This is a genomic window from Trichocoleus sp. FACHB-591, from assembly GCF_014695845.1.
In the GTDB taxonomy this organism is placed as follows: Bacteria; Cyanobacteriota; Cyanobacteriia; order FACHB-46; family FACHB-46; genus Trichocoleus.
Genome location: NZ_JACJPA010000015.1, coordinates 25,971 through 48,425 on the forward strand (window position 1 = coordinate 25,971; position 22,455 = coordinate 48,425).

A 22,455-nucleotide genomic window follows, 5' to 3' on the forward strand; every position below is an offset into this window, starting at 1 on the left:
CCTCCACCCAATGTCTACGAAAGCCTTTACTGCAAAGACGACCGTTTGACCCGTCGAGCACTCCGAGGAATTGCGCCGATGGCTGGCACCGCAGAACTACTGCCCTGAAGCTGTTCAATGACCGTAGCCAGTGCTGCCACAGTGGGCGATTCAAACAAGTGGCGCAGAGAGATGTCCACCTGAAAGAGGCTACGCGATCGCGAGATGACCTGAGTTGCTAGCAGCGAGTGTCCACCTAGTTCCAGGAAGTTGTCATGGATGCTGATTTGTTCCAATCCCAAAACGTCCTGCCAGATATCTGCTAAGGTTTTCTCTACCAGAGTTTGCGGCGCTACAAAAGGAGTTTCCGATTGTGTCTGTTCGGGTGCTGGTAGCGCTTTGCGATCGAGCTTTCCATTTGCGTTGACAGGTAGCGTATCCAGCGTGACAACAGCAGCGGGAACCATATACTCCGGCAGTTGTTGATGGAGAAAGGCCTGCAAGTCTTGAGATAGGATCGTCTGTCCCGGCAGAGCAACCACATAAGCAACGAGTTGTTTATCACCCAAAGCTGTTTCGCGATCGATGACGATCGCCGCTTGCACCGTTGGATGTTGTGTCAGAACAGATTCAATTTCGCCGAGTTCAATGCGAAAGCCGCGCAACTTCACCTGATGGTCGATGCGACCGAGATAGTCGATCGCACCATCAGGGCGGTAACGGGCCAAATCCCCTGTTTTATACAGGCGGGGGGTGGGGTGGTTTTCCCCATTGCCGACAAATGGGTCGTGAATAAAACGCTCTGCTGTCAGCTCAGGTCGGTTGAGATAGCCTCTGGCAACATTCACGCCACCGATGTAGAGCTCGCCCACGATCCCAATGGGAACAGGTTGGAGCTGAGAATCTAACACATACATCTGCGTGTTGGCGATCGGTCTGCCGATGGGAACTAAGCGCTGATCAGCTTCCGGTTGACAGTGCCAGTACGTCACATCAACTGCCGCTTCAGTAGGGCCATACAGGTTGTGCAACTGAGCACTGCAGCGCTCAAAGAAACGGTTTTGGAGGTCAAGGGGCAGCGCTTCCCCACTGCACATGACTTGGCGAATCGAGTCACAGCGTTCTACACCTGGTTCTTCGAGAAACACCCGCAGCATCGAGGGGACGAAGTGCAAGGTCGTAATCTGCTGCTCGGCAATCACCTGCACCAAGTAGGCTGGGTCTTTGTGTCCTTCTGGTCGAGCCACAACTAGACGTGCACCACTCATCAGAGGCCAGAAAAATTCCCAGACGGAGACATCGAAGCTGAAGGGGGTTTTTTGCAGAACGCGATCGCTTTCCTGCAACTGATACTCATCCTGCATCCACAGCAGGCGATTGCAGATGCCCCGATGGGTATTCATTGCACCTTTGGGTTTGCCTGTGGAGCCAGAGGTATAAATCACATAGGCGAGGTTGTCAGACGTAACGCCGCTATCAGGATTGTGCTTGTAGCCTTGAGCAATTTGCTGCCAGTCTGTATCAAGGCAAAGTGTCTGTGCTTGATGGGGCGGGAGTTGATCGACCAGATAAGCTTGCGTTAACAAGATGGGCACTTGCGCATCTTCGAGCATGAACGCTAGACGGTCTGATGGATAGCTGGGGTCGAAGGGGACATATGCACCGCCGGCTTTGAGAATGCTGAGGAGTCCGATCACCATCTCCAAGGAGCGATCGACACAGATGCCCACAAGCGTGTCTGGTTTTACGCCAAGTGTCTGTAAGTAGTGAGCGAGTTGATTTGCTCGTTCATTCAGTTCTCGATAGGTGAGATGTTGCCCTTCAAAGCTAACGGCTACTGCATCTGGTGTCCGCTCCACCTGCATTTCAATCCACTGATGCAAACAGATTTCTAGCGGGTAGGCAACCTGGGTTTGATTCCACGCCTGTAGCTGCTGCTGTTCAGCGATCGGCAGGAGGGGTAGAGCCGCCAGCGTTTCGTCTGGATTGCTAACAATACCTTCTAGCAGAGTTTGAAAATGGCCTGCCATCCGGGCAATGGTTTCAGCGCTAAACAGTTCAGTGCTATAGGACAGTTGACCCGTCAGCCCGTCTGCCCCTTCACTCAATGTAATCAGCAAATCGCAGGTTACGGTGCCATTCTCCACTGGACTAGGATACTCCAGCGTCCAGCCAGAGGTATCGTTTGACATCGGGGGATCGAGGAGTAACATCACCTGGTAAAGCGGATTTTGCCCCAAGCGTCGATCCGATCGCGATACTTCGACTAGCTTCTGGAAGGGAACGTGCTGATGGGTATAGGCAGCCAGTGCAACCTCGCGTACTCTGACCAAAAGTTCTCGAAAAGTGGGATTACCAGATAGATCCGATCGCAGCACCAAGAAATTGGCAAAGAAGCCCAACAAGTTTTCTAGCTCTGGGCGATCGCGCCCTGCCGTAATAAAGCCAACTGGAATATCGGTTTGTCCGGTATAGCGAGCAAGTAGAGTTTGAAAGGCTGCCTGCAAAGTGATAAACAGCGTTACGCTCTCTTTGCGACAGAGCGCTTTCAGTTTGTTGGTCAGCTCTTTGGAGAAAGCGAGGCTGTAGCTGGCTCCAGCGAAGGTTGGGTTTGCAGGCGGTGGGTAATCGGTAGGTAACTGCAATGTGGGCAGATCGGTGAGTTGCTGCTTCCAGTACGCTAAATGGGGCTCTAGAACATCTGGCTGTAACCAACGTCGTTGCCAAAAGGCGTAATCTGCATATTGAATCGGCAGCTCAGGTAAAGGAGAAGGTTTGCCAGCCTGGAAAGCCGTGTAAAGAACTTCCAGTTCTTGCAATAGGATTGAGAGGGAAAACCCGTCGTAATTGATGTGGTGCAGCGTGATGAAGAGCTGATACTCGGTTTCGGTGTATTGAACCAGGGTTGATCGCAGCAGCAAATCTGCACTGAGATCAAAAGGACGCTGAACGTCTGCTGTCACCTGTCGAATAGCTTCTGCCGCTCGATCGCCCTCAGGTAAACTCTGTAGATCAATACGATGCACAATGAATTTTGTCGCTGCCTGCACCACTTGCACAGGTAAACCGTCCACTGTTGTATAGGTCGTGCGCCAAATTTCGTGCCGTCTCACGATTTCTTGCAGCGCTTGCTCTAGTGCAGCCTGGTTGAGGGCTCCTGACCAGCGCAGGGCAAAGGTATGGTTGTAGTAGGGCACATTAGGCTGGAGTTGCGCCAGTACCCACATCATCTCCTGCGAAAACGATAGTGGAAGTGAGCGATCGCGCTGTACCGGGAGCAATGGAGGAGCTGCTTGTTGGTCGTTTCGATGGCTTTCTATTTCTAAAGCTTGAGCAAGGTTAGCGATCGTGGGTGCTTCAAACAAACTACGTAGCGGCAGATCGACCTGAAAAATCGTGCGGAGCCGAGAAATAATCTGTACGCCTAGAAGCGAGTGTCCCCCTAGCTCAAAGAAATTGGCATGAGTGCTGACCTGTTCTAGCCCCAAGACTTCTGCCCAAATTTCTGCCATGACTTCTTCAACGGTTGTACGAGGAGCTACAAAGTCGGTTGCGGTCGTTGTTAAAGCTGGGCTAAAAGTCGGTAATGCGTTGCGATCAATCTTGCCATTGGGTGTCATAGGTAGCGCGGTCAGCAGCATGAACCCAGATGGAATCATGTAGTCTGGCAGCTTAGACTGCAAAAATTGCCGCAAGTTTTCAGTCAGCGTGCGCTGGAGCGTCCTTAAAAATCCCTGTGCTTCTAGCAGGTGATGCACTGCTTGTTGCAATAACGCTTGCTGAAGTGAAGTCAAGCTCAGTTGAATGCCGACTCGTTGCTCTTGGTTCCAGGCAACCTGTCCTTCTAGAAATACCGGTTCAGTGGTGGTCGGCAACTGCAGGCATAACTGCACGGGCTGTCCGCGCTGCCAATCATTGGGTGCATTTCCAAGACAAAGCCCCCCCAGTGAGAGATCTTCTGTGCAGAGTTCTACGGTGCGATCGCCCGCTTCTACCCGACAGGGAATCTGCATCGGCACGCGATCGGGAATGAGATTGGAGACAACGTAGGCGATCAGTCGCTTATTCCCTTGAACATCATCACTCGCCAGAACAACCGCTTCTTGTACACCGGGGTGCTGGCCTAGTGCTGATTCAATGTCACCTAGCTCCACCCGGAAGCCGCGAACCTTCACCTGTTGATCGAGGCGGCCAAAGTACTCTAGATTGCCATCGGCACGCAACCGAACAAGATCACCTGTCTTGTAAAGTCGGGGTGTAGAGGATGTTTTCCCAGGATTGAAAAGTGGATTGGGAATGAACTTTTCCACTGTTAGTTCTGGACGATTGAGGTAGCCTCGCGCTAAGCCTGCTCCCCCAATGTAGAGTTCGCCAGGAACGCCGATCGGTAATGGTTGCAAGTCTTGATCTAACACATAGACTTGCACGTTAGATAAGGGGCGGCCAATAGGAATGGTTGTCTTGTCGGTAATGACGGGCTGAGAGAGAGAAGCAGTTGTTGCTACGATCGTGGTTTCAGTCGGCCCATAAGTATTCATCAGCTTGGGGCGATCGCCGACGTAGGTATTCCAGGTGGCAATCTGTGCTGGGAGAGCGGCTTCTCCACCAATGATCACCAACCGCAGAGATGCTGGCAATTTCAACTGAGCTGATGCCAACTGCGTCGTGAGCTGATGCCAATAAGCAGTCGGCAGATCCAACACGGTCAGGTGCAACTCCTGGCATTGGTGCAGGAAGGTTGCCACCGAGCCCAACATCTCATCAGTCCGCAGCATCAATGTGCCACCCGTCGTCAAACAGGGATAAATTTCCTCAGCTGCTGTGTCGAAACTTACAGAGGCGAACTGCAAAATACGATCGCTGGCTGTCATTTCATACGCCGCGATCGCAGCCTGAGTGAAATTGACAAGGGATCGATGTTCGATCATCACACCTTTGGGCTTGCCCGTAGATCCAGAGGTGTAAATCACATAAGCCAGATTGTTGGGTTGTGCGTGATGAACCGGATTCTCGTACGGTTGCTGAGCAATGGTTTTCCAATCTCGATCGAGGCAAACAATGTGCGCGCTGGTATCTGGCAAGGTCGCCAACCATTTTGATTGAGTCAGCAGCACTCCAACCTGAGCATCACCGACCATAGCGGCAATCCGCTCTTTGGGATAGCTGGGATCAAGGGGTACATACGCCCCACCTGCTTTGAGGATGCCAAGCAGACCCACAATCATCTCAGGCGATCGCTCCACACACAAACCAACCAGACTCTCTGGTTTAACGCTCAACTGTTTGAGATGGTGTGCTAACTGATTGGCGCGATCATTCAACTCCTGATACGTCAATTGCGTTTGATGAAACACTACTGCGATCGCCTGCGGAGACTGACTGACCTGCGCTTCAAACTGCTCGTGGATACACAGGTTGGTGGTGTAAGCAGCATCGGTTTTGTTCCATGCTGTTAACAACGCCTGTTCGGTTGGAGTAAGAATCGGTAACTCCGATAAGTGGCATTCAGGATGGGCAACTATCCCTTCCAATAGGGTTTGGTAATGTCCCGCCATTCGCGCGATCGTGTCGGCTTCAAATAGCTCTGTATTGTATTCCCAAATGCCCAGCAGCCCGTGTTCGGTATACTCCAACGACAACGTTAAATCAAACTGTGCCAAGCCTTGTTCCGTGCTGTCCACTGCAACGGTCAAATCTAGCCGCTCCCCATTTTCAAGCTGAAGGGGATGTAATGTTAAGCCAGCTAGTTCCAAGGATGGTGTCGGAGCATTTTGCAAAACAAACATCACCTGAAACAAAGGTGTATGACTGAGATTGCGATCGGACTGAAGTGCCTCTACCAACTGTTCAAACGGCAAATCTTGATGGGCATAGGCTTCTAGGGAAACTTCTCGTACTCGCTTCAGTAAGTCCGAAACTGTCGGATTGCCAGATAGATCAGTCCGCAGCACCAATGTGTTGATGAAAAAACCAATCAACGCCTCCACTTCTGCCCGGTGACGATTGGCGATCGGTGAACCTACCACCACATCGTGTTGCCGGGTGTAGCGATAGAGTAAAAGTTGAAATGCAGCCAGAAGTGTCATGAAGGGAGTGATGCCCATCTGCTGACTCAAAGACTCGATCGATGGGTTGAGTGCAGCAGGTAGCAGAAACGATTGCACACCTCCCCGAAACGTTTGCACCGAGGGACGCGGATGATCGGTCGGCAATTCCATTACTGTAGGGGCATCCGCAAGCTGTTGTTTCCAATATGCAAGCTGCTCCTGCCCGTAATGTTGCATCGAGTGCCGCTGCCACTGGGCAAAATCAGCATACTGAATCGCAAGTTTGGGTAACGGAGAGGGTTGATTGAGAGCATACGCCTCATAGAGCGCTGCCAACTCTTGAATCAACACGCTGATCGACCATCCATCGGAAATAATGTGATGCATCGTCAGCAGTAGAATATATTTTGCTTCGTCTATCTGCCAGAGATGGCAACGAAACAGTGGCCCCTGAGCTAAATCAAATGGTTGCTGTGCGGCTGCGATGACATGACTCTGGGCGGCAATTTCCCGTTGCTGTTGCAGTAGCGACCGCATATCCATCATGGGTAGCGGCACATTCAGAGTGGGTGCAATCACCTGAAATGGCTGTCCATCAACTGCGGCAAAAGTTGTTCTTAAGGACTCGTGACGCTGAACAATTTCATTTAAGCTTTGCTCAAGCGCTGCCAGATTCAGCGATCCATTTAATCGCAATGCCTGTGGAATGTTGTAAAACGCGCTATTCGGTACTAACTGATCCAAAAACCACAACCGCTGTTGGGCAAAGGAAAGCGGTAGTTTTTCGGTACGGGAAATGGGCTGAATGGTGTATAGAGGCGATCGCTCGACTCCTACAGCTTCTAAATGCTTACCAAGTTCAACGATCGTAGGCGCATTAAACAGGTGTCGTAGTGGTACTTCCACCTGAAAGAGATCCCGAATGCGAGAGACAACCTGCGTTCCTAATAGAGAATGACCGCCTAGTTCAAAAAAGTTGTCAGTAATGCCGACCCGCTCTAGCTTCAACACTTCTGCCCAGATATTTGCCAACTGAGCTTCAGTGGTTGTGCGCGGGGCAATATATTCTGCTGGTTCAAAGGTAGTGCGATCGGGAGCAGGCAGAGCACGGCGATCGATCTTGCCGTTCACCGTCAGTGGCAGTGATTCTAGGCGCACAAAGGCAGTAGGCACCATATAGATGGGTAGTTGCTCCTGCATAAAGCTGCGAAGCTGAAGCGTCAACTGCTCACTGCTTCCTGCCTTAGGCACAACATACGCCACTAACTGTTTATCACCCAAAACATCCTCCCGAGTAATAACCACAGCTGTTTCTACCTGAGGATGTTGTCCTAACAACGCTTCTAGCTCTCCTAATTCAATCCGAAAGCCCCGAATTTTGACTTGTTCATCAATTCGCCCTAGATACTCTAAGTTGCCATCGAGACGTTGACGAACTAGATCTCCGGTTTTGTAGAGGAGCGGAGCGGAGATCGGGGAGTGAGAAGTTGGAGAGTCATTTCCATTCTTTATTCTCTGTTCTTCATCCTTCAAGAAAAAATTTGGAATAAACTTTTCAGCAGTTAAATCAGGACGGTTTAAATAACCCCGCGCTAGACCTGCGCCAGCAATCCAGAGTTCACCCAATTCGCCTAGGGGAACAGGCTGTAAATATTGGTCGAGCACGTAGGTTTGAATATTGGCGATCGCTTTTCCAATGGGCAACTCAACCGTTGGCTCAATCACTGCCTCCGATAGGTCATACAGTGTTGCAATCACAGTTGATTCAGTAGGACCATAGGTGTTTAACAGACGGACTCGCTTGCCAACCTGTTGTTGCCAAACCGCCAAGCGTGTAGGTAATGCCCTTTCTCCGCCAATAATAACGAGACGGAGACTAGCGGGAATTGCTAATTGATCGGTTTCTAGACGAGCCGTGAGTTCGTGCCAGTAAGCGGTAGGTAAGCTGAGCACAGTGAGTTGCCAGGTTTGACAAGCTTGCAAAAAGGTAGAAACCGAGGCCAGCATCAGCTCAGACCGCAGCACCAAGGCTGCCCCAACGCAGAGACACGGATAGATTTCTTCGGCACTGGCATCAAAGCTAATCGAAGCAAATTGGAGGACACGATCGCGATCGCTCATCTCGTAAGCATCAATCATAGCTTGCGTGTAGTTCACCAGCGATCGATGTTCAATCATCACCCCTTTGGGCTTTCCTGTCGAACCTGATGTGTAGATGATGTATGCCAGGTTCGCCGCTGTCGCTTGTGAGGCTAAATTTTCTGGGTCATAGTCAGTTATCTTTTCCCAGTCGGCATCTAGGCAAAACACATTAAGACAATGATCAGGCAAAGATGGCAACGTTCCTGTCTGAGCCAGCAGCACAGATACCTGTGAATCCTCTAGCATCCAGGCAAGCCGATCTTTGGGATATGCCGGATCTAGAGGGACGTACGCACCACCTGCTTTGAGAATCGCAAGGATACCCACCAGCATCTCTAGGGAGCGATCGACACATAAACCCACCAGCACATCAGGCCCAACCCCCAGCGTTTGCAAATGCCGAGCAAGCTGATTGGCACGGGCATTCAACGCGTGATACGTTAACTGTCCCTGTTCGCACACCACCGCTATTGCAGAGGGCGATCGCTGTGCTTGGGCTTCAAACAGATTGTGGATCAATATTTCCCTAATGCTGTTAGTCATGCGATGGGTGGGATCACAACAAGTGAACAAATTAAACAACTGTAGTGTTCCCTAGAAACAGCACGATTGACCTATGAAGCCAACTTGCTACAAGGAATGGTGTTGTTAAACGTCGAGAAAATTAAGATTTTGAAGCAAAGCTTAGCTTTCAGGTACAACCTGGGAACTCTACAAAACAATGTGACAAGTCTTTTTGTTTCTGGTGAAGCTTTTATGCGTCAACTCTTCCCAAATCATCATCGAACGAAGATTGACGATCCTATCACCGGATCTCTACCACCAACGGCATTGGTTGCCCATCACTTGTGCAAGTCCTATGGCGATCGCGCTGTGGTGCAAGATGTCTCATTCACGCTGGAAGCTGGCGAGATCCTGGGCTTTCTGGGGCCAAATGGGGCTGGTAAAACCACCACAATCGGGATGCTTTACGGCGCGGTGATTCCCGATCGCGGTTTCGTGCAGCTCGATCGTTGGCAGGTACAAACACAAGGGCAGCAAGCTCGCTCCCGCATGGGCATTGTCACCCAGGAAGACAATCTTGACCCAGAGCTGACAGTATTTGAAAATCTTGTCTTTTTTGCCAACTACTACCGCATCACAGGGCAAGCGGCTCGTCTGCGCGCAGGAGAATTATTGGCTCAAGTTGGGCTGCAAGAGTACGGCAAATATAAGCCTGACGAACTTTCTGGTGGATTGAAGCGACGGGCGGTTTTGGCAAGAGCGTTGATTAACAGACCCCATATTGTGTTTCTAGATGAACCAACGACTGGACTCGACCCTGATGCACGGCAGGAGTTTTGGAAGTTGGTCAGTCAACTCAAGCAGGATGGCTGTGGAGTGCTGTTGACAACTCACTATATGGATGAAGTGCAGCGCTTGTGCGATCGCCTAATACTGCTCCAGCAAGGTCAGGTAGTTGATCAGGGCACATCAGCGGCATTGATTGAGCGCATTATTGGGTCAGAAGTTGTGGAGGTTGCTGGCGTTGCCGAATCGGTGCTACAACAATTGGCAACACAAGCAGGTGTGTGGTGCAGTCCCTTTGGCAGCAGTTATTTACTCGCATTGCCAGCCCATGAACCTGATCAGCTCTGGCAACAACTGGGAGGTATACAACTAACCAGTCTGACGCGTCGCCGCGCCAATTTAGAAGATGTCTTTCTACGGCTGACAGGTAGGTCTCTACAATGAAAATTCGTTCAACCGTTACGCTTTGGGGAGTCTATTCTGTCTGGCGACGACATCTAAAAGTGTTTCAAAACACTTGGATTGTCAACTTCTTGCCACCGATTCTAGAGCCGATCGTGTACTTAGTCTCGTTTGGTGTTGGCTTAACGCCACTCATTGGCAAGGTGAATTACGAAGGGCAAACTATTAGCTATCTCACCTTTCTCGCTCCTGGCATGATCGCTGCTGGGGCACTCTATCCATCGTTCTTTGAAGGGTCTTACGGCACGTTCATTCGGTTGCGTTTTGAGAAGATTTGGCAGGCCATGTTGACGGCTCCTTTAACCTTCACAGAAGTATTTTTGGGTGATTGGTTGTGGGCAGCAACTCGCGGCACAGTAGTCGGCTTTATGACTGGCATGGTAGCTGTTGTCTGGGGGCTCTACTCGTTTTGGCACCTAGTCTTGTCACTACCATTAATTTTCTTGGGAAGCTTGTTGTTCGCCGCAATCGGACTATTCACGGCTGGTTGCGTTAAAACGATGGATCAGGTGAACATCCCTGTTTTTCTGCTCATCATCCCGATGTTTACCTTCTGCGGTACTTACTTCCCGAGAAATACTTTACCGCCCTTCCTGAAAACTATTACCGGATTTTTTCCTCTCTCTGCGTTTACTGATCTGTTGCGCTGGTCTTTGGGATTACCCAATTTCTGGCTATGGGAATTGCTGTGGATGTTGCTATGCACTGTAACCTTTGGTGTTTTAGCTTGGCGACGTATTTATCCTCAACTCTTCCGCTAAGCGTCTTGTGAAAGTACTCTGTCTGAAACACTCACTAACACAATGCTTCAGACGACTAGAGTTCAGTAATTCCCTCGAAGTTACGAGGGTAAGCTATACCTCACAATAGAAACGTAAAACACTGTAATAGTGGGATTCTGTCTTGCAGGCATCCCACTATTACAGTGTTTTAGATTAAACATGAACCTGTCTCAACTGGCGCGATTATGATGAACTCAAATTACAGTGTTGCAAGCAAGCTTTATGAAAATCTCAACACTGTTATTTATCGCGGTCAAGATAAAGAGAGTGGCAAACCTGTTGTTATTAAAACTGTAAGATCTAGCGATCCGACGCAGAGAGAAATCGTTAGGTTGCGACATGAATATGAGCTTTCAAAAGACCTCAACATTAAAGGAGTTGTCAAACCTTATGCGCTAGAAGCTTTTGGTGAAGGGGAGGCAATGATTCTTGAAGATTTTGATGGTGAATCTTTAAGAATATTCTTGTCTTCTAGGACGCTTACTATTAAAGATTTTTTGGCGATCGCCATTCAACTCGCAGAGACCCTGGGAGAACTCCATCAAAAAAATATTATCCACAAAGATATTAAGCCGCAAAATATTATTATTAATGCCGCAACTGGACAAGTTAAGATTACCGATTTCTCCATTGCTTCTCGTCTGTCTAGAGAAAATCAAGTTATTAGCAACCTCAATTTGTTAGAAGGGACGCTGGCTTACATGTCGCCGGAACAGACCGGACGCATGAACCGCTCCTTAGATTACCGCACAGACTTTTACTCACTGGGGGTGACATTCTACGAGATGCTCACAGGGCAGCTCCCCTACACAGTCACCGATGCAATGGAGCTAGTCCACTGCCACATTGCGAAAAATGCCCTTCCGCCATATACACTGAACGCCCAGATTCCCCATGTGCTTTCAGCGATCGTCATGAAGCTGTTAGCAAAAACGGCTGAAGATCGCTATCAAAGTGCTTACGGCATCAAAGTAGACTTGGAGACTTGTCTGCAGCAGTTAGAGACTCAGGGTGTAGTTGCAGACTTTACGATTGGTCTACGTGACATCTCTGCTAAGTTTCAAATTCCACAGAAGCTCTATGGTCGTGAGCAGGAAGTTGCAGTCTTACTGGCTGCCTTCGATCGCGTAGCAGACGTAGAGAATAGCCAAGAACTTTATCTGACTCTCGATTCTCAATATCCTGCTCCATCTCGTAGCGAACTCATGCTGGTAGCGGGCTACTCTGGCATTGGCAAATCGGCTTTAGTCAATGAAATCCATAAGCCAGTTGTGCGTCAGCGTGGTTACTTTATTGCTGGAAAATTTGACCAATTTAAGCGCAACATTCCTTATGCATCTCTCATTCAAGCGTTTCAAGAGTTAATTCGACAAATCCTGACTGAAAGTGAGGCTCAAATTCAGGTTTGGAAAGAGAAACTAATCACGGCTCTCAGCCCAAATGGTCAAGTCATTATTGATGTCATTCCCGAAGTTGAGCTGATTATTGGAGCGCAACCAGCGGTGCCTCAGTTGGGATCATCTGAATCTCAAAACCGCTTCAATTTAGTGTTTCAACAGTTTCTGAGTCTTTTCGCTCAGAAAGAACATCCTCTAGTTCTCTTTCTAGATGATTTGCAATGGGCAGATTCTGCTTCTTTAAAGCTCTTACAACTGTTAATGACGGTTTCTGACCGACAATGCTTGTTGTTGATTGGAGCCTATCGAGACAACGAGGTGAATGCAACGCATCCCTTAATGTTGGCGTTGGAAGACATTCAAAACGCTGGAACGGTTGTTAATACAATTACTTTAGCGCCGCTAGCTGTTGATGATGTGAATCAATTAGTAGCTGATACGTTGCACAGTGATACAGCTAAATCTAGACCACTAGCTGAGCTTTTGCTGCAAAAAACAGGAGGAAACCCCTTTTTCTTGACTCAGATGCTTTCCTCATTGCATCAAGAAAAGCTGCTGTCTTACAACGTGGAATCTGGGCAGTGGCAGTGGACGCTTGAGCAAATTCAGCAGGTAGGCATTACAGACAACGTTGTGGAGTTGATGGTAGGCAAATTACAAAAACTACCTGACGTGACCCAAAACGCCCTGAAGTTAGCGGCTTGTATTGGCAGCACATTTAATCTTAATTTATTAGCGATCGTTAACGAAAAACCTTTATCCACAACAGCAGGTGAGTTATGGGAAGCATTACAGTGTGGACTGGTCTTACCGCTCAGCGATACCTACAAATTGGCGCTGGTTGATTCGTCGGGAACTGATTCTTCGGCTGCGGGAGAGACACTAGAGGTTAGTTACCGCTTTCTTCACGATCGGGTGCAGCAAGCTGCCTATTTTCTGATTCCTGAAGAGGGTAAAAAAGAAACTCACTTAAAGGTGGGACGCTTGTTGCTGAAATATACGAAACCAGCAGAGCGAGACGAAAAGATTTTTGACTTGGTCAACCAGCTAAACATTGGCATTGACTTGATTACTGATCAAATGGAAAGAACTGAATTAGCAGCATTAAATTTACTAGCTGGACGCAAAGCAAAAGCAGCAACGGCATATGAACCTGCGCTGAAGTACTTAACCACAGGTTTGGATCTGCTTGCAGAAGATAGCTGGCAAAATCAATATGAGCTAGCCTCTGCTTTACACATCGAAACCGTTGAAGTTGAGTACTTGAATACCCACTTTGAGCGAGCCGAGCAGCTCACTGAAGTTGTTCTAGAACATACTCAAGATCTCTTGCAAAAAGTCAAGGTTTACCAAACCAAGATATATTTCAACATTGCTCGCAATCAAATGTTGGACGCGATCGCGACTTCGTTGCAAGTGTTAGATCTGCTGGGTGAAAGTCTGACTCAAGAAGCACCACAGGAAGTCGTAGTTGAAGATTTAATCCATCTGCCAGAGATGAGCGATCCGTACAAGCTGGCAGCAATGGAAATTCTGATTACGCTCCTGACTCCCTGCCTGAATGCCAAACCAGAACTACTTCCTGCTATGTCATTCACGCTGGCTAGTCTGGCGATGCGACACGGTAATTCTTCCTTTGCAGCGATGGGGTATGCCTTGTATGGCTTAATCCTGTGTGGTGGCTTAAATCGCATTGAGGAAGGATATCGCTTTGGCCAATTGGGTTTGAAATTGCAAGAACAGTTTCATGCTAAAGAGCTAGAGGCAAAAGTAATCAATATCTTTAATGTCTTTATCAGACATTGGAAAGAGCCTGCTAAGACGACAATTAGCCCTTTACTTGCTGGCATTCAGGCAGGGTTAAATACAGGCGATGTAGAATATGCCTGCTATAACTCCACATCCTACGGTAACTATCTATTTTTTGTTGGAGAACCGTTAAGCGAAGTTAATCAAAAGCAAGCGAAGTATGTCGAGTTGCTGCTGAGTCTCAAGCAAGAGTATCAAATCTACTTTACTCAAATTGTCAGGCAGCTGGTCTTAAACTTGCTCGATGACGTGAGCGATCGCACTTGTCTAGTTGGTGAGAGCTTTGACGAGCTAAAAATGGTACCGATTTTTGTCGAAACAAAGATGGGCACACTGCTTTTCCTCACCTATCTTGCAAAAACGGTTTTGCTCTATATTCTCAAAGATTATGGTCAGGCACTCACCTACGCTCAGAGTGCAGAACCTTACCACGGCAATATGGTGGGTTTTATGCAGTTTGTTGAATATAACTTCTACTATTCCTTATCGCTACTGGCAGTTTACGAGAATGCAAGCCAAGAGGAGAAAGCGCAGTATCTCGAAAAGGTGAATCACAATCAGAGCCAACTTAAACAGTGGGCAATTCATGCTCCGGCAAACTACCAACATAAATATAATTTGGTAGAGGCAGAAAAAGCGAGAGTCTTGGGCCAAGTGCTAGAAGCGATGGCTTATTACGATCACGCCATCAAAGGGGCGAGAGAACAGGGCTATGTTCACGAAGAGGCGATTGCGAACGAGGCAGCAGCGACCTTCTACCATTCACAGGGACGGGAGGAAATTGCTCACCTTTACCTCATGAAGGCGCATTGTAGCTATGCTTGCTGGGGTGCGATCGCTAAGGTGAATGAGCTAGAGGCAGCGCATCCTAAGTTGTCCTCTCAATCGACCCTTGAGTCATCTACGAGGGGGTTGACCCACTCTAGAACCGCTTCGACAGTCATTACAGGAGGCGTGAGTGCCCTAGATTTAACGACGATTGTGAAAGCATCGCAAGCGATCGCAGGCGAAATTGTGCTCAGTAAGTTGCTGGATAAATTGCTGACAATCGTAATGGAAAATGCAGGCGCTCAGACAAGCTGCTTGATTCTAGAGCGAGCCGGTCAGCTCATGGTAGAGGCAACCGGAAGTGTAGACCAAGACGAAATCACAGTGTGGCAGCCACAGCTTGTCTCCACGAGCCAGCAACTGCCTGTATCAGTCATTAATTACGTAGCAAGAACTCAAGAAACGCTGGTACTTAATGACGCGACCCAAGAAGAGAAATTTGCGCGTGATCCTTACATTGTAAAGACGCGATCGAAGTCAATTTTATGTACTCCTATTATTAATAAGGGCAAGCTGATTGGTTTGCTCTACCTTGAAAACAACTTGACTATGGGAGCTTTTACACCTGAGCGATTAGAAATTTTGAAGCTGCTTTCCTCACAAGCTGCAATCTCATTAGAAAATGCGCTGCTGTATAGCAATCTAGAAGTGGTGACTCAAGATTTGCAGCAAGCCAACGTTCAGCTAGCAGACCATAGCCGCACGCTAGAACAAAAGGTAGAACAACGTACATTAGAACTGCAAGAGAAAAACGGACAGCTTGAATCGACACTCAATGAGTTGAAGCAGACACAGATTCAGTTGATTCAGACCGAAAAGATGTCAAGTTTAGGGCAGTTAGTAGCGGGTGTTGCTCATGAAATCAACAATCCGGTCAACTTCATTCACGGCAATTTGACTCATGCAAGCTGCTATACCAATGATCTGCTGGAGTTGATTCAGCGCTATCGGCAACATTATCCCCATACACCCTCTGAGCTGCAAAATTTAGCGGAGGAAATGGATTTAGAGTTTCTCATTCAAGATCTTCCCAAAATCCTGAATTCGATGCGTATTGGAGCCGATCGTATCCGTCAGATTGTTCTGTCACTCCGCAATTTCTCGCGCCTGGATGAATCCGACATGAAGTCGGTCAATATCCATGAAGGAATTGAAAGTACCCTGCTGCTGCTCCAGCACCGACTACAGCGCAAAGGAAGCTTCGGCATTGAAGTGGTGAAAGAGTACGGTGACTTACCCTTTGTTGAGTGCTACGTCGGGCAGCTTAATCAAGTATTCATGAATATTTTCAGTAATGCGATCGATGCTCTGGAGGGCTGTGATCAGAGGCAGCAGGCTTGTGAGCTGTTACAGCGATCGGATCGATCTGAATCTGTTTTGGGCATTATCCGCATTTGTACAGAAACACTCAGTAATGATTGGGTGAGAATCCGTGTGATTGACAATGGTATTGGTATGAGTGAAGACGTTCGCAGCAAGTTGTTTGATCCATTTTTTACTACAAAACCTGTTGGAGCTGGTACAGGCATGGGCTTATCCATCAGCTACCAGATTGTAGCCAACAAGCATAATGGTCATTTCAGATGTGAGTCAGCTCCAGGTCAAGGCGCAGCATTTATTGTTGAAATTCCTGTTCGGCAGAAATCTATTGGAGATTAAAAGAGTATGATTGACCTGCGCAGGTCAATCATACTCTGTCCCAAGTGTCGGCAACTCCACTAGGCGTTGCTCTGCCCCAGCTTCAGTGCTGCTGGTCTAAGTACAGAACAAAAACTCTAAAGCATCCAAGAATTCATCCATTTTCTGCTCCAAGTTGAGCATAATATTTCGCAGATAGTCCAAACCATAACGAAAGATGCTCTTTGCCTTGCGACCATGCTTTTTGAGAGTCACAGGCTTGAGTTGATGTAACCACTCACCTGGGAGGAAGACCCAGCAAAAGGCGTTATGCATTGTCAGATCTTTCTTCACAAACGAGAAAACCCTCAAAACATTTACCTAGTAGGCAATTGAGCGATCGCGTCCTTTCCCTTTTCCTTCTTCCCCTTGGCGCGGTCGCAAATTTAAGGAAAGTACATGCTTTGTATGACAAACCATGACGACCTTTTTCGTTAATGGAAGAGATGTTGAGATCGCTTCAAGAAAACTCCATTGCTTGTAAAAAGCGGTTGAATAGCAGTAGTTGTAAGGGTTTGAGGTCAATTTGCGATCTGGGATTGTCACAGAAGTTAGCATTCCTAAGAGCGATCGCGCTGGCCTCCGGGGTGAAAAGCTCTAGAAAAACAGATAAGGGTGGAGGTTTTGTGCGGCAGCCGTGTGGCAGATGTTGCTGCACCCGGCATCTGCAATGCATATGCAATCCAATTTTCGTCTTGCGTCCAGATTGTCAGTTGTAAGTCAGGTGTTGTGCAGATGCTGCGAGGAGTTGGAGATGGGTTGGGGTGCGGAGGAGCTATGGGATGTGGATTTAGGAGATGCGCGGCGGAATCGGCGGTTAGTGAAGATCGTGGAAGACTTAGTGGCGCAGCCGAACGAAAGTGTGCCGCAAGCGAGCCGAGATGAAGCAGCAGTGCAGGGCGTGTATGAGTTTTGGGACAATGCGCGGGTCAGCGATCGCGAGATTTTAAGTCCGCATCAGCGGCGGACAGTGGAACGGACGGCAGGGCATCAAACCGTTTTAGCGATCCAGGACACGAGTGAAGTGGAGTATAGCGATCTCAAGGCGACGCGGGGGTTAGGGCCGATTAGTAATGCGAAAGCACGCGGGTTAAAAGTGCATACGATTTTGGCAGCGAGTGGCGAGGGGGTGCCTTTAGGGTTGCTGGGGCAAGAGGTATGGGCGCGATCGCTGAAGGGAGTTGGGAAGGATGCACGGAGTAGAGCGATCGCGGAAAAAGAGAGCCGACGCTGGTTGGAGGGATTGGAGCTGAGCCAGACGTTAGTTCCGGCAGAGAAACAGTTAATTGCGATCGCGGATCGAGAAGCGGATATATATGAGCTCTTCGCACATCCGCGCCGCGAGGGGAGTGAATTTCTGATTCGAGCAGCGCAGAATCGGAACACGAAAGCAGCGGCAGTGAGTGGAGAAGTGAAGCCGTTATTTAGTGCGATCCGGCAGAGTGCTGTGGCAGGAGAAATCACGTTGAAGCTGCAACGGACGCCGCGACGGCGAGAGCGGTTAGCCGTGTTGAACGTGAGGTATGGGCAGTTTTGGTTGCAGCCGCCCGCGCATTTGGGATCATTAGGAGCGATCGCGGTAAATGTGGTGTTGGCGGAGGAAGAGAAACCGCCGACGGGAGAGAAGGCGGTCGTGTGGCTGCTATTAACGACGGTCAAAGTGGAGACATTTGAGGCAGCGTGCCAATGCTTGAGATGGTATTCCAAGCGCTGGTTAATCGAGCGATATTTCTATGTTTTAAAAAGTGGATGCCGAGTGGAGGAGTTGCAGCTCGAGAGTGCGGGACGCTTAAAGCGGGCAATTGCTTGTTACTCAATGGTGGCGTGGCGATTGCTGTGGCTGACGTATGAAGCGTGGCAGCATCCAGAACAAAGTGTAGCCGGGATCTTGGAGACAGAGGAATGGCAAGTGTTGTACTGCCGATCGCATCAAACGAATCAAGTGCCAGAAGAAGCACCGAGCTTGGGTGAGAGCGTGTTGTGGATTGCGAAGTTGGGCGGATTTTTAGGGCGTAAGGGCGATGGAGAACCTGGGGTAGAGACCTTGTGGCGGGGGTTAGGAAAGCTGCATGAAATGGCAGCGACCTGGGAGTTAATGCGTGGCTAGGACGGAGGGAAATAAGGATAAAGTAAAGAAAGATGTGACAAAGGACAAAGAGGAGTGAAACAAGGATGAATTGAGGCAATTTTACAAAAGTACAAAGACTGAAAAAGGATAGAGTCCAAATAATACGTACTCTAAGTATTAGATAAGAGTCCAGTCAGTGTCTTATTACAAGAATTTGATTTATTTTTGATAATACAATTAGATAAATAAATAAACTAAAGATTAACTTTGGAGATTATCTTATCAACAAGTAAGAATAAGAATAATCATAAAAGATGGTGTTAGGCGAGCGAGGAACTGGGTGGAGGAGATATCCGTAGGAAGTCAAAAGGCAAAAGGAGATGAAGCGGATCAATGCAAAATTCAAAGTTCAAAATTCAAAAAGGTAATTGAGCGATCGCCCCTTGCCCCTTGATCGCCTTTTCACCCGATCATGAGTCCAGAGAAACGAGTTGAGCAATTTTGGAAATATCCGGATGTCTGCGGTTATGCCTGGAGCCGAGGTGATGTTGGTCATGGTGTTGTTCCAACGCCTGCTTCATTTCCTCAAAGACAGTACTGACATTGTTTTGATTGGCAGACAACCCATTAGCCCGTAACAGAGTTTGGATGACTGGGAAGGAGATGTACCACTTTTCATTTAATGTCCGATCGCCGTGGTTGTTGAAATCCATAATGGCCTGAACCGCACGGCGAATATTCTCAAGGGCTTGGTCTTCAGGGAGGCGTTTGCGAGGGGGCTTAGAAGGAATTGCCTCAGATGGAGTTGCCAGCGTCGTAACCGGAGCAGGAGAACTCTGAGAGGCTGGTTGAGAAGGAATTGGAGGGGAGACAGCGATGGCGCTGAGTGGCTGGTTGGGTTGGCCAGAGCGATCGCCCATCAGGAGCTGCCTAAAGGTCTCTAATTTACTGGTTGCTTGGTCGCGTTCGACCTTGAGTTGTGCATTCTCCTGTTGCAGCTGCTCTAACTCAGTGGAGGGTCCACCCTGGTTAAGTTGCTGGAGTGCGGCATCTCGCTCTTGTCTGAGTGTACTAACTTCTTGTTCTAATGCCTCAAGCCTGCCCGTGAGCCAAGCCAAGGTGCGGGCCTGGTCGGTGAGGGCGATCGCCAGAGCGGGATCGCTGGGTGTCGTGGGTGTTGGTGCAGTATCAGGAAGCGAGCCATTACTCGGCACCTCCACAGGCGATCGCCCCTCCTCAGGTTCTGCCAGCAGAGATAGTAATTCTGCGAGTGCAGCCTCATAGCTGAGCCCCACCGTTCCCGCCTTGCCGCGAATCTCAAGGCCAAAGTTGGCCGCCACCGAACGCAGCAAATCAGCATCCACCGACACAGACTTGCGACGTGGGCGCAGTTTGTTGGGAGCAGGCTCCGTTGGAGTTGCCTCCATTACCGGAGAAGCTTCAGATGGGGTATCAGGCATAGTAGCGACCTCCTCTTCAGTGGCAGAATGAGCTTGAGATTGGAATAATTCAAGGACTTCGACGTTGCGCTGAGTGAGCTTCATCCCTCGGTTGGGATTCGCTGTTTCAAAAGGCCTGGGGTTAGGGGAGGCGATCGCGCTCAAGAAAGCTGCTTGTGGAACTGATGGTGGACAAAACCAGTGAAGAGCCAGGCAACTGTAGAGGGCTCTCAACGCCTCAACGCCTTGAATGGGTAGCAAGTCATGAAAGGTGCGATCGCCCACCGCTTGAACCGCTCCGTCAATTTCTGGCAGGGGTAGAGGTGCAAGTTGACGAAACTGATGCCACGCCGAGATCACCTGATTAGCAGTGGTGAGAGTGGGGACTTCGATCCCCTCAACCAGAATAGAGAACCCAGTTTTTGGCGAGGGAATTGCCGACAGCAGGGTATCTAAGGTTCGCCCCGTCACCAGCAGTAATCCGGTAGCCACCTCCGCCCACTGCTTGGAGAACAAGAGGCGATCGACCGCTCGATAGAGAAGAGCATTAATCGTGCCTTGCTCCAGCCTCAGGCGAGTCGCTGGTGACTCAACGCTCACGATTGAACCTGATACTTCACCCTCCACCATCGCTGCCTCCTTCTGAAACACCTCTAAAATTTCTACTCCTGGCAACCCCAACTTCACCCCCGATTCCCCTGGAGAGCGATCGCGAATCAAATAGTCATCATAATTCTGCCGAGCCGAGTAGTTGGGAAGCTTCTGCCCGTTCTCAGTCAGTTTGAAGTGCCCCTGAATTTCCGCCTTAAAGCGATGGTCTGGCACCCACTGGGGTTTGTAGTAGTAGGTGGCAATCTCGGCATACACCGCTCGAAACAAATGAGTGTAGAGCCGTTCCCCATCATCGTTCTCCGCCTCCCGTCCTGGCACCAAATCCGCGAAATGCTGACGACAAGCATGAGGCACCCCAGAATACTTGGCATTAATGCGCCGTTTGAGATGGTTGTCAGGAAGGTTGAGTGCCCTGAGTTCCTCAATGCTCCAAACCTGTTTAAGATGAGCGATCGCCCTTAGCACCAAGTCTGCTGGAGCCAACGTCGGGATTTCAAACTCTAGCCCCACCTCCCCCCGGCGCTTCACCGCTTCCGAGAACAGCAAACTGTAGGCCGTCTTCGGTTTGAACTGAGACAGGAGAATCTCACTAATGCGGCGTCCGACTAAGACCGCTAATCCCGCTGCGACTTCATCTGGCTCATCACTCTCTAGCAGCGCGATCGCCCGCTCGACTAACAGATTGGCCTGCTGACTGGTAAAGAATTTATTTTCCCGAGCATTGAGCCGACTGGCCTGTTCATTGTTCAGGGCTGTATAGACCTCGGAGGGCAGCAGCACGAAGGGAATGAGCGGATGTTGTGGGTCAATCGTTCTCAGAGCCTTAGCAATGTCCGTGCGCCGATTCTTTTGCTGAGTGGGTGTAATCAGCTTCTTCTCCTTAAACAAGTGGTCAATCTGAGCTGCCCAAATCGAAGCGCTCTCCTGCCAATTAGCAGATGCGATCGTCAGATCCCAGACTTGAGGCAACAGGGTTGTGAGTGCCTTTTCGAGCCAGCTTGTTTTAGCCTGAGCCGCAGCTCGATGGAGCAGGTCAGTATCCATGATCTATATCTTATCGACACCTGTTTAGGATATCATTTTTAGATAAGCTAATTGATAAAAATAAGCTATAAAAACCAACGACAACTTTTGAGTAATAGGGGGGATACAAATAACTTAGGGACCCGGTTCAACGATGGGCATAAACCTTTGACCTGGGCTTGGTTAGATCGCTACCCTCCTAGCGATGTGAGGATAGCGATCGCCGAGATCGAACGCTGGGGGGACCGAGGGTTATTATCGGAGTTAGAAGCCATTCTCTTAAGAGCTACTGAGCCGCCCTACAATGCGCGTATCCCAATGGAGAGCTAACGATGCAAACAACCCCTGACCAATCGTTTGAGCAACTCTTGCCTGGGGATGCGGAGGCAATACTAGAGCGGTTGCCAGAACGCATTCGAGCCGCGTTTGTCGAACGGGCAGCTGAAATTGATTACCCCGTCGAAGCTGTGATTGAAATGGCACTGGCTGGGTATCTAGATCCTGAGGCGATCGCTTTTGTGGATTGCAAACCCAAGCGCGGCCAGCGAGTGGCATAAATGCTCCGATGAAGTCGCGATCGCTTTCACCTCACTCCAAAGCCTTGAGCTTTGGGACGAGATTTCTGGTTGTGTTTGATGCGATCCCTGAGAGTCGTAGGCTTCGCTCCTAACTCTTGGCGAAGTTGCTGCTGGAGGGCTCTAAACTCGTCTAGAGGCGGCGGTAAATCATCCAGGATAGTCAAGCTCAGATCTTGCACCAAGGCTTAAAAGGTGGCAGAAAGGGCGTGAAACTAATAGACCGCAAGAACAATGGACATTCTTGCCCACGCCCAAGAACTAATCTATCACTTGCTCGATGGGATGCCGACTCCCTACCAACGTCAAAGCCTGCAAGCTTTGC

10 protein-coding genes are annotated in these 22,455 nt (G+C 49.2%); 5 read left to right on the forward strand and 5 right to left on the reverse strand.

Annotation, left to right across the window (positions count from 1 at the left end; genetic code table 11):
• Positions 1 to 26 precede the first annotated feature (26 nt).
• Entirely contained in the window at positions 27 to 8,711 is an 8,685-nt protein-coding gene (locus H6F90_RS01140; protein ID WP_190549481.1) for a non-ribosomal peptide synthetase, read from the reverse strand.
• Between the two features lie 213 nt (positions 8,712 to 8,924).
• Between H6F90_RS01140 and H6F90_RS01145 the strand changes: the two genes are divergently transcribed.
• The 3 genes from H6F90_RS01145 (at position 8,925) to H6F90_RS01155 (ending at position 16,395) form a co-directional block, all read left to right on the forward strand.
• Entirely contained in the window at positions 8,925 to 9,902 is a 978-nt protein-coding gene (locus H6F90_RS01145) for an ABC transporter ATP-binding protein (protein WP_190549483.1), read from the forward strand.
• Positions 9,899 to 10,681 carry an ABC transporter permease gene (locus H6F90_RS01150; protein ID WP_190549485.1) on the forward strand — a complete coding sequence of 261 codons (783 nt, stop codon included), beginning with the start codon at positions 9,899 to 9,901 and terminating at the stop codon, positions 10,679 to 10,681. Before H6F90_RS01145 ends, H6F90_RS01150 begins: the two co-directional genes overlap by 4 nt.
• A gap of 206 nt (positions 10,682 to 10,887) precedes the next feature.
• Entirely contained in the window at positions 10,888 to 16,395 is a 5,508-nt protein-coding gene (locus tag H6F90_RS01155) for an ATP-binding sensor histidine kinase (RefSeq protein WP_199295649.1), read from the forward strand.
• A gap of 96 nt (positions 16,396 to 16,491) precedes the next feature.
• Here the strand turns inward: H6F90_RS01155 and H6F90_RS31340 are convergent, their stop codons facing one another.
• Entirely contained in the window at positions 16,492 to 16,689 is a 198-nt protein-coding gene (locus H6F90_RS31340; RefSeq protein WP_190549487.1) for a hypothetical protein, read from the reverse strand.
• Positions 16,690 to 16,873: 184 nt separating this feature from the next.
• A complete protein-coding gene (locus H6F90_RS01165; RefSeq protein WP_190549489.1) occupies positions 16,874 to 17,071 on the reverse strand; it encodes a hypothetical protein in 198 nt (65 codons plus the stop codon).
• A gap of 96 nt (positions 17,072 to 17,167) precedes the next feature.
• On the opposite strand from H6F90_RS01165, the gene H6F90_RS01170 reads away from it, so the two are divergent.
• Positions 17,168 to 18,520 carry an IS4 family transposase gene (locus tag H6F90_RS01170; RefSeq protein ID WP_190549491.1) on the forward strand — a complete coding sequence of 451 codons (1,353 nt, stop codon included), beginning with the start codon at positions 17,168 to 17,170 and terminating at the stop codon, positions 18,518 to 18,520.
• 431 nt (positions 18,521 to 18,951) lie between these two features.
• Here the strand turns inward: H6F90_RS01170 and H6F90_RS01175 are convergent, their stop codons facing one another.
• Positions 18,952 to 21,576, reverse strand: a complete 2,625-nt coding sequence (locus H6F90_RS01175) for a protelomerase family protein (protein WP_190549493.1) — start codon at positions 21,574 to 21,576, stop codon at positions 18,952 to 18,954.
• Between the two features lie 311 nt (positions 21,577 to 21,887).
• Between H6F90_RS01175 and H6F90_RS01185 the strand changes: the two genes are divergently transcribed.
• Positions 21,888 to 22,112: a hypothetical protein gene (locus H6F90_RS01185; protein WP_190549497.1), complete on the forward strand. Its 225-nt coding sequence runs from the start codon at positions 21,888 to 21,890 to the stop codon at positions 22,110 to 22,112.
• Positions 22,113 to 22,138: 26 nt separating this feature from the next.
• On the opposite strand, the gene H6F90_RS01190 is transcribed toward H6F90_RS01185, so the two are convergent.
• Complete coding sequence (locus H6F90_RS01190; protein WP_190549499.1) at positions 22,139 to 22,315, reverse strand: hypothetical protein; 177 nt, start codon at positions 22,313 to 22,315, stop codon at positions 22,139 to 22,141.
• Between the last annotated feature and the right edge of the window lie 140 nt (positions 22,316 to 22,455).

What these genes read in the sequence shown, in the direction of transcription:
- H6F90_RS01150 (WP_190549485.1), top strand. Translation starts at nt 9,899, where the DNA reads ATGAAAATTCGTTCAACCGTTACGCTTTGGGGAGTCTATTCTGTCTGG.
- H6F90_RS01185 (WP_190549497.1), top strand. Translation starts at nt 21,888, where the DNA reads ATGCAAACAACCCCTGACCAATCGTTTGAGCAACTCTTGCCTGGGGAT.
- H6F90_RS01175 (WP_190549493.1), bottom strand. Translation starts at nt 21,576, where the DNA reads ATGGATACTGACCTGCTCCATCGAGCTGCGGCTCAGGCTAAAACAAGC.
- H6F90_RS01145 (WP_190549483.1), top strand. Translation starts at nt 8,925, where the DNA reads ATGCGTCAACTCTTCCCAAATCATCATCGAACGAAGATTGACGATCCT.
- H6F90_RS31340 (WP_190549487.1), bottom strand. Translation starts at nt 16,689, where the DNA reads ATGCATAACGCCTTTTGCTGGGTCTTCCTCCCAGGTGAGTGGTTACAT.
- H6F90_RS01155 (WP_199295649.1), top strand. Translation starts at nt 10,888, where the DNA reads ATGATGAACTCAAATTACAGTGTTGCAAGCAAGCTTTATGAAAATCTC.
- H6F90_RS01170 (WP_190549491.1), top strand. Translation starts at nt 17,168, where the DNA reads ATGGGTTGGGGTGCGGAGGAGCTATGGGATGTGGATTTAGGAGATGCG.
- H6F90_RS01140 (WP_190549481.1), bottom strand. Translation starts at nt 8,711, where the DNA reads ATGACTAACAGCATTAGGGAAATATTGATCCACAATCTGTTTGAAGCC.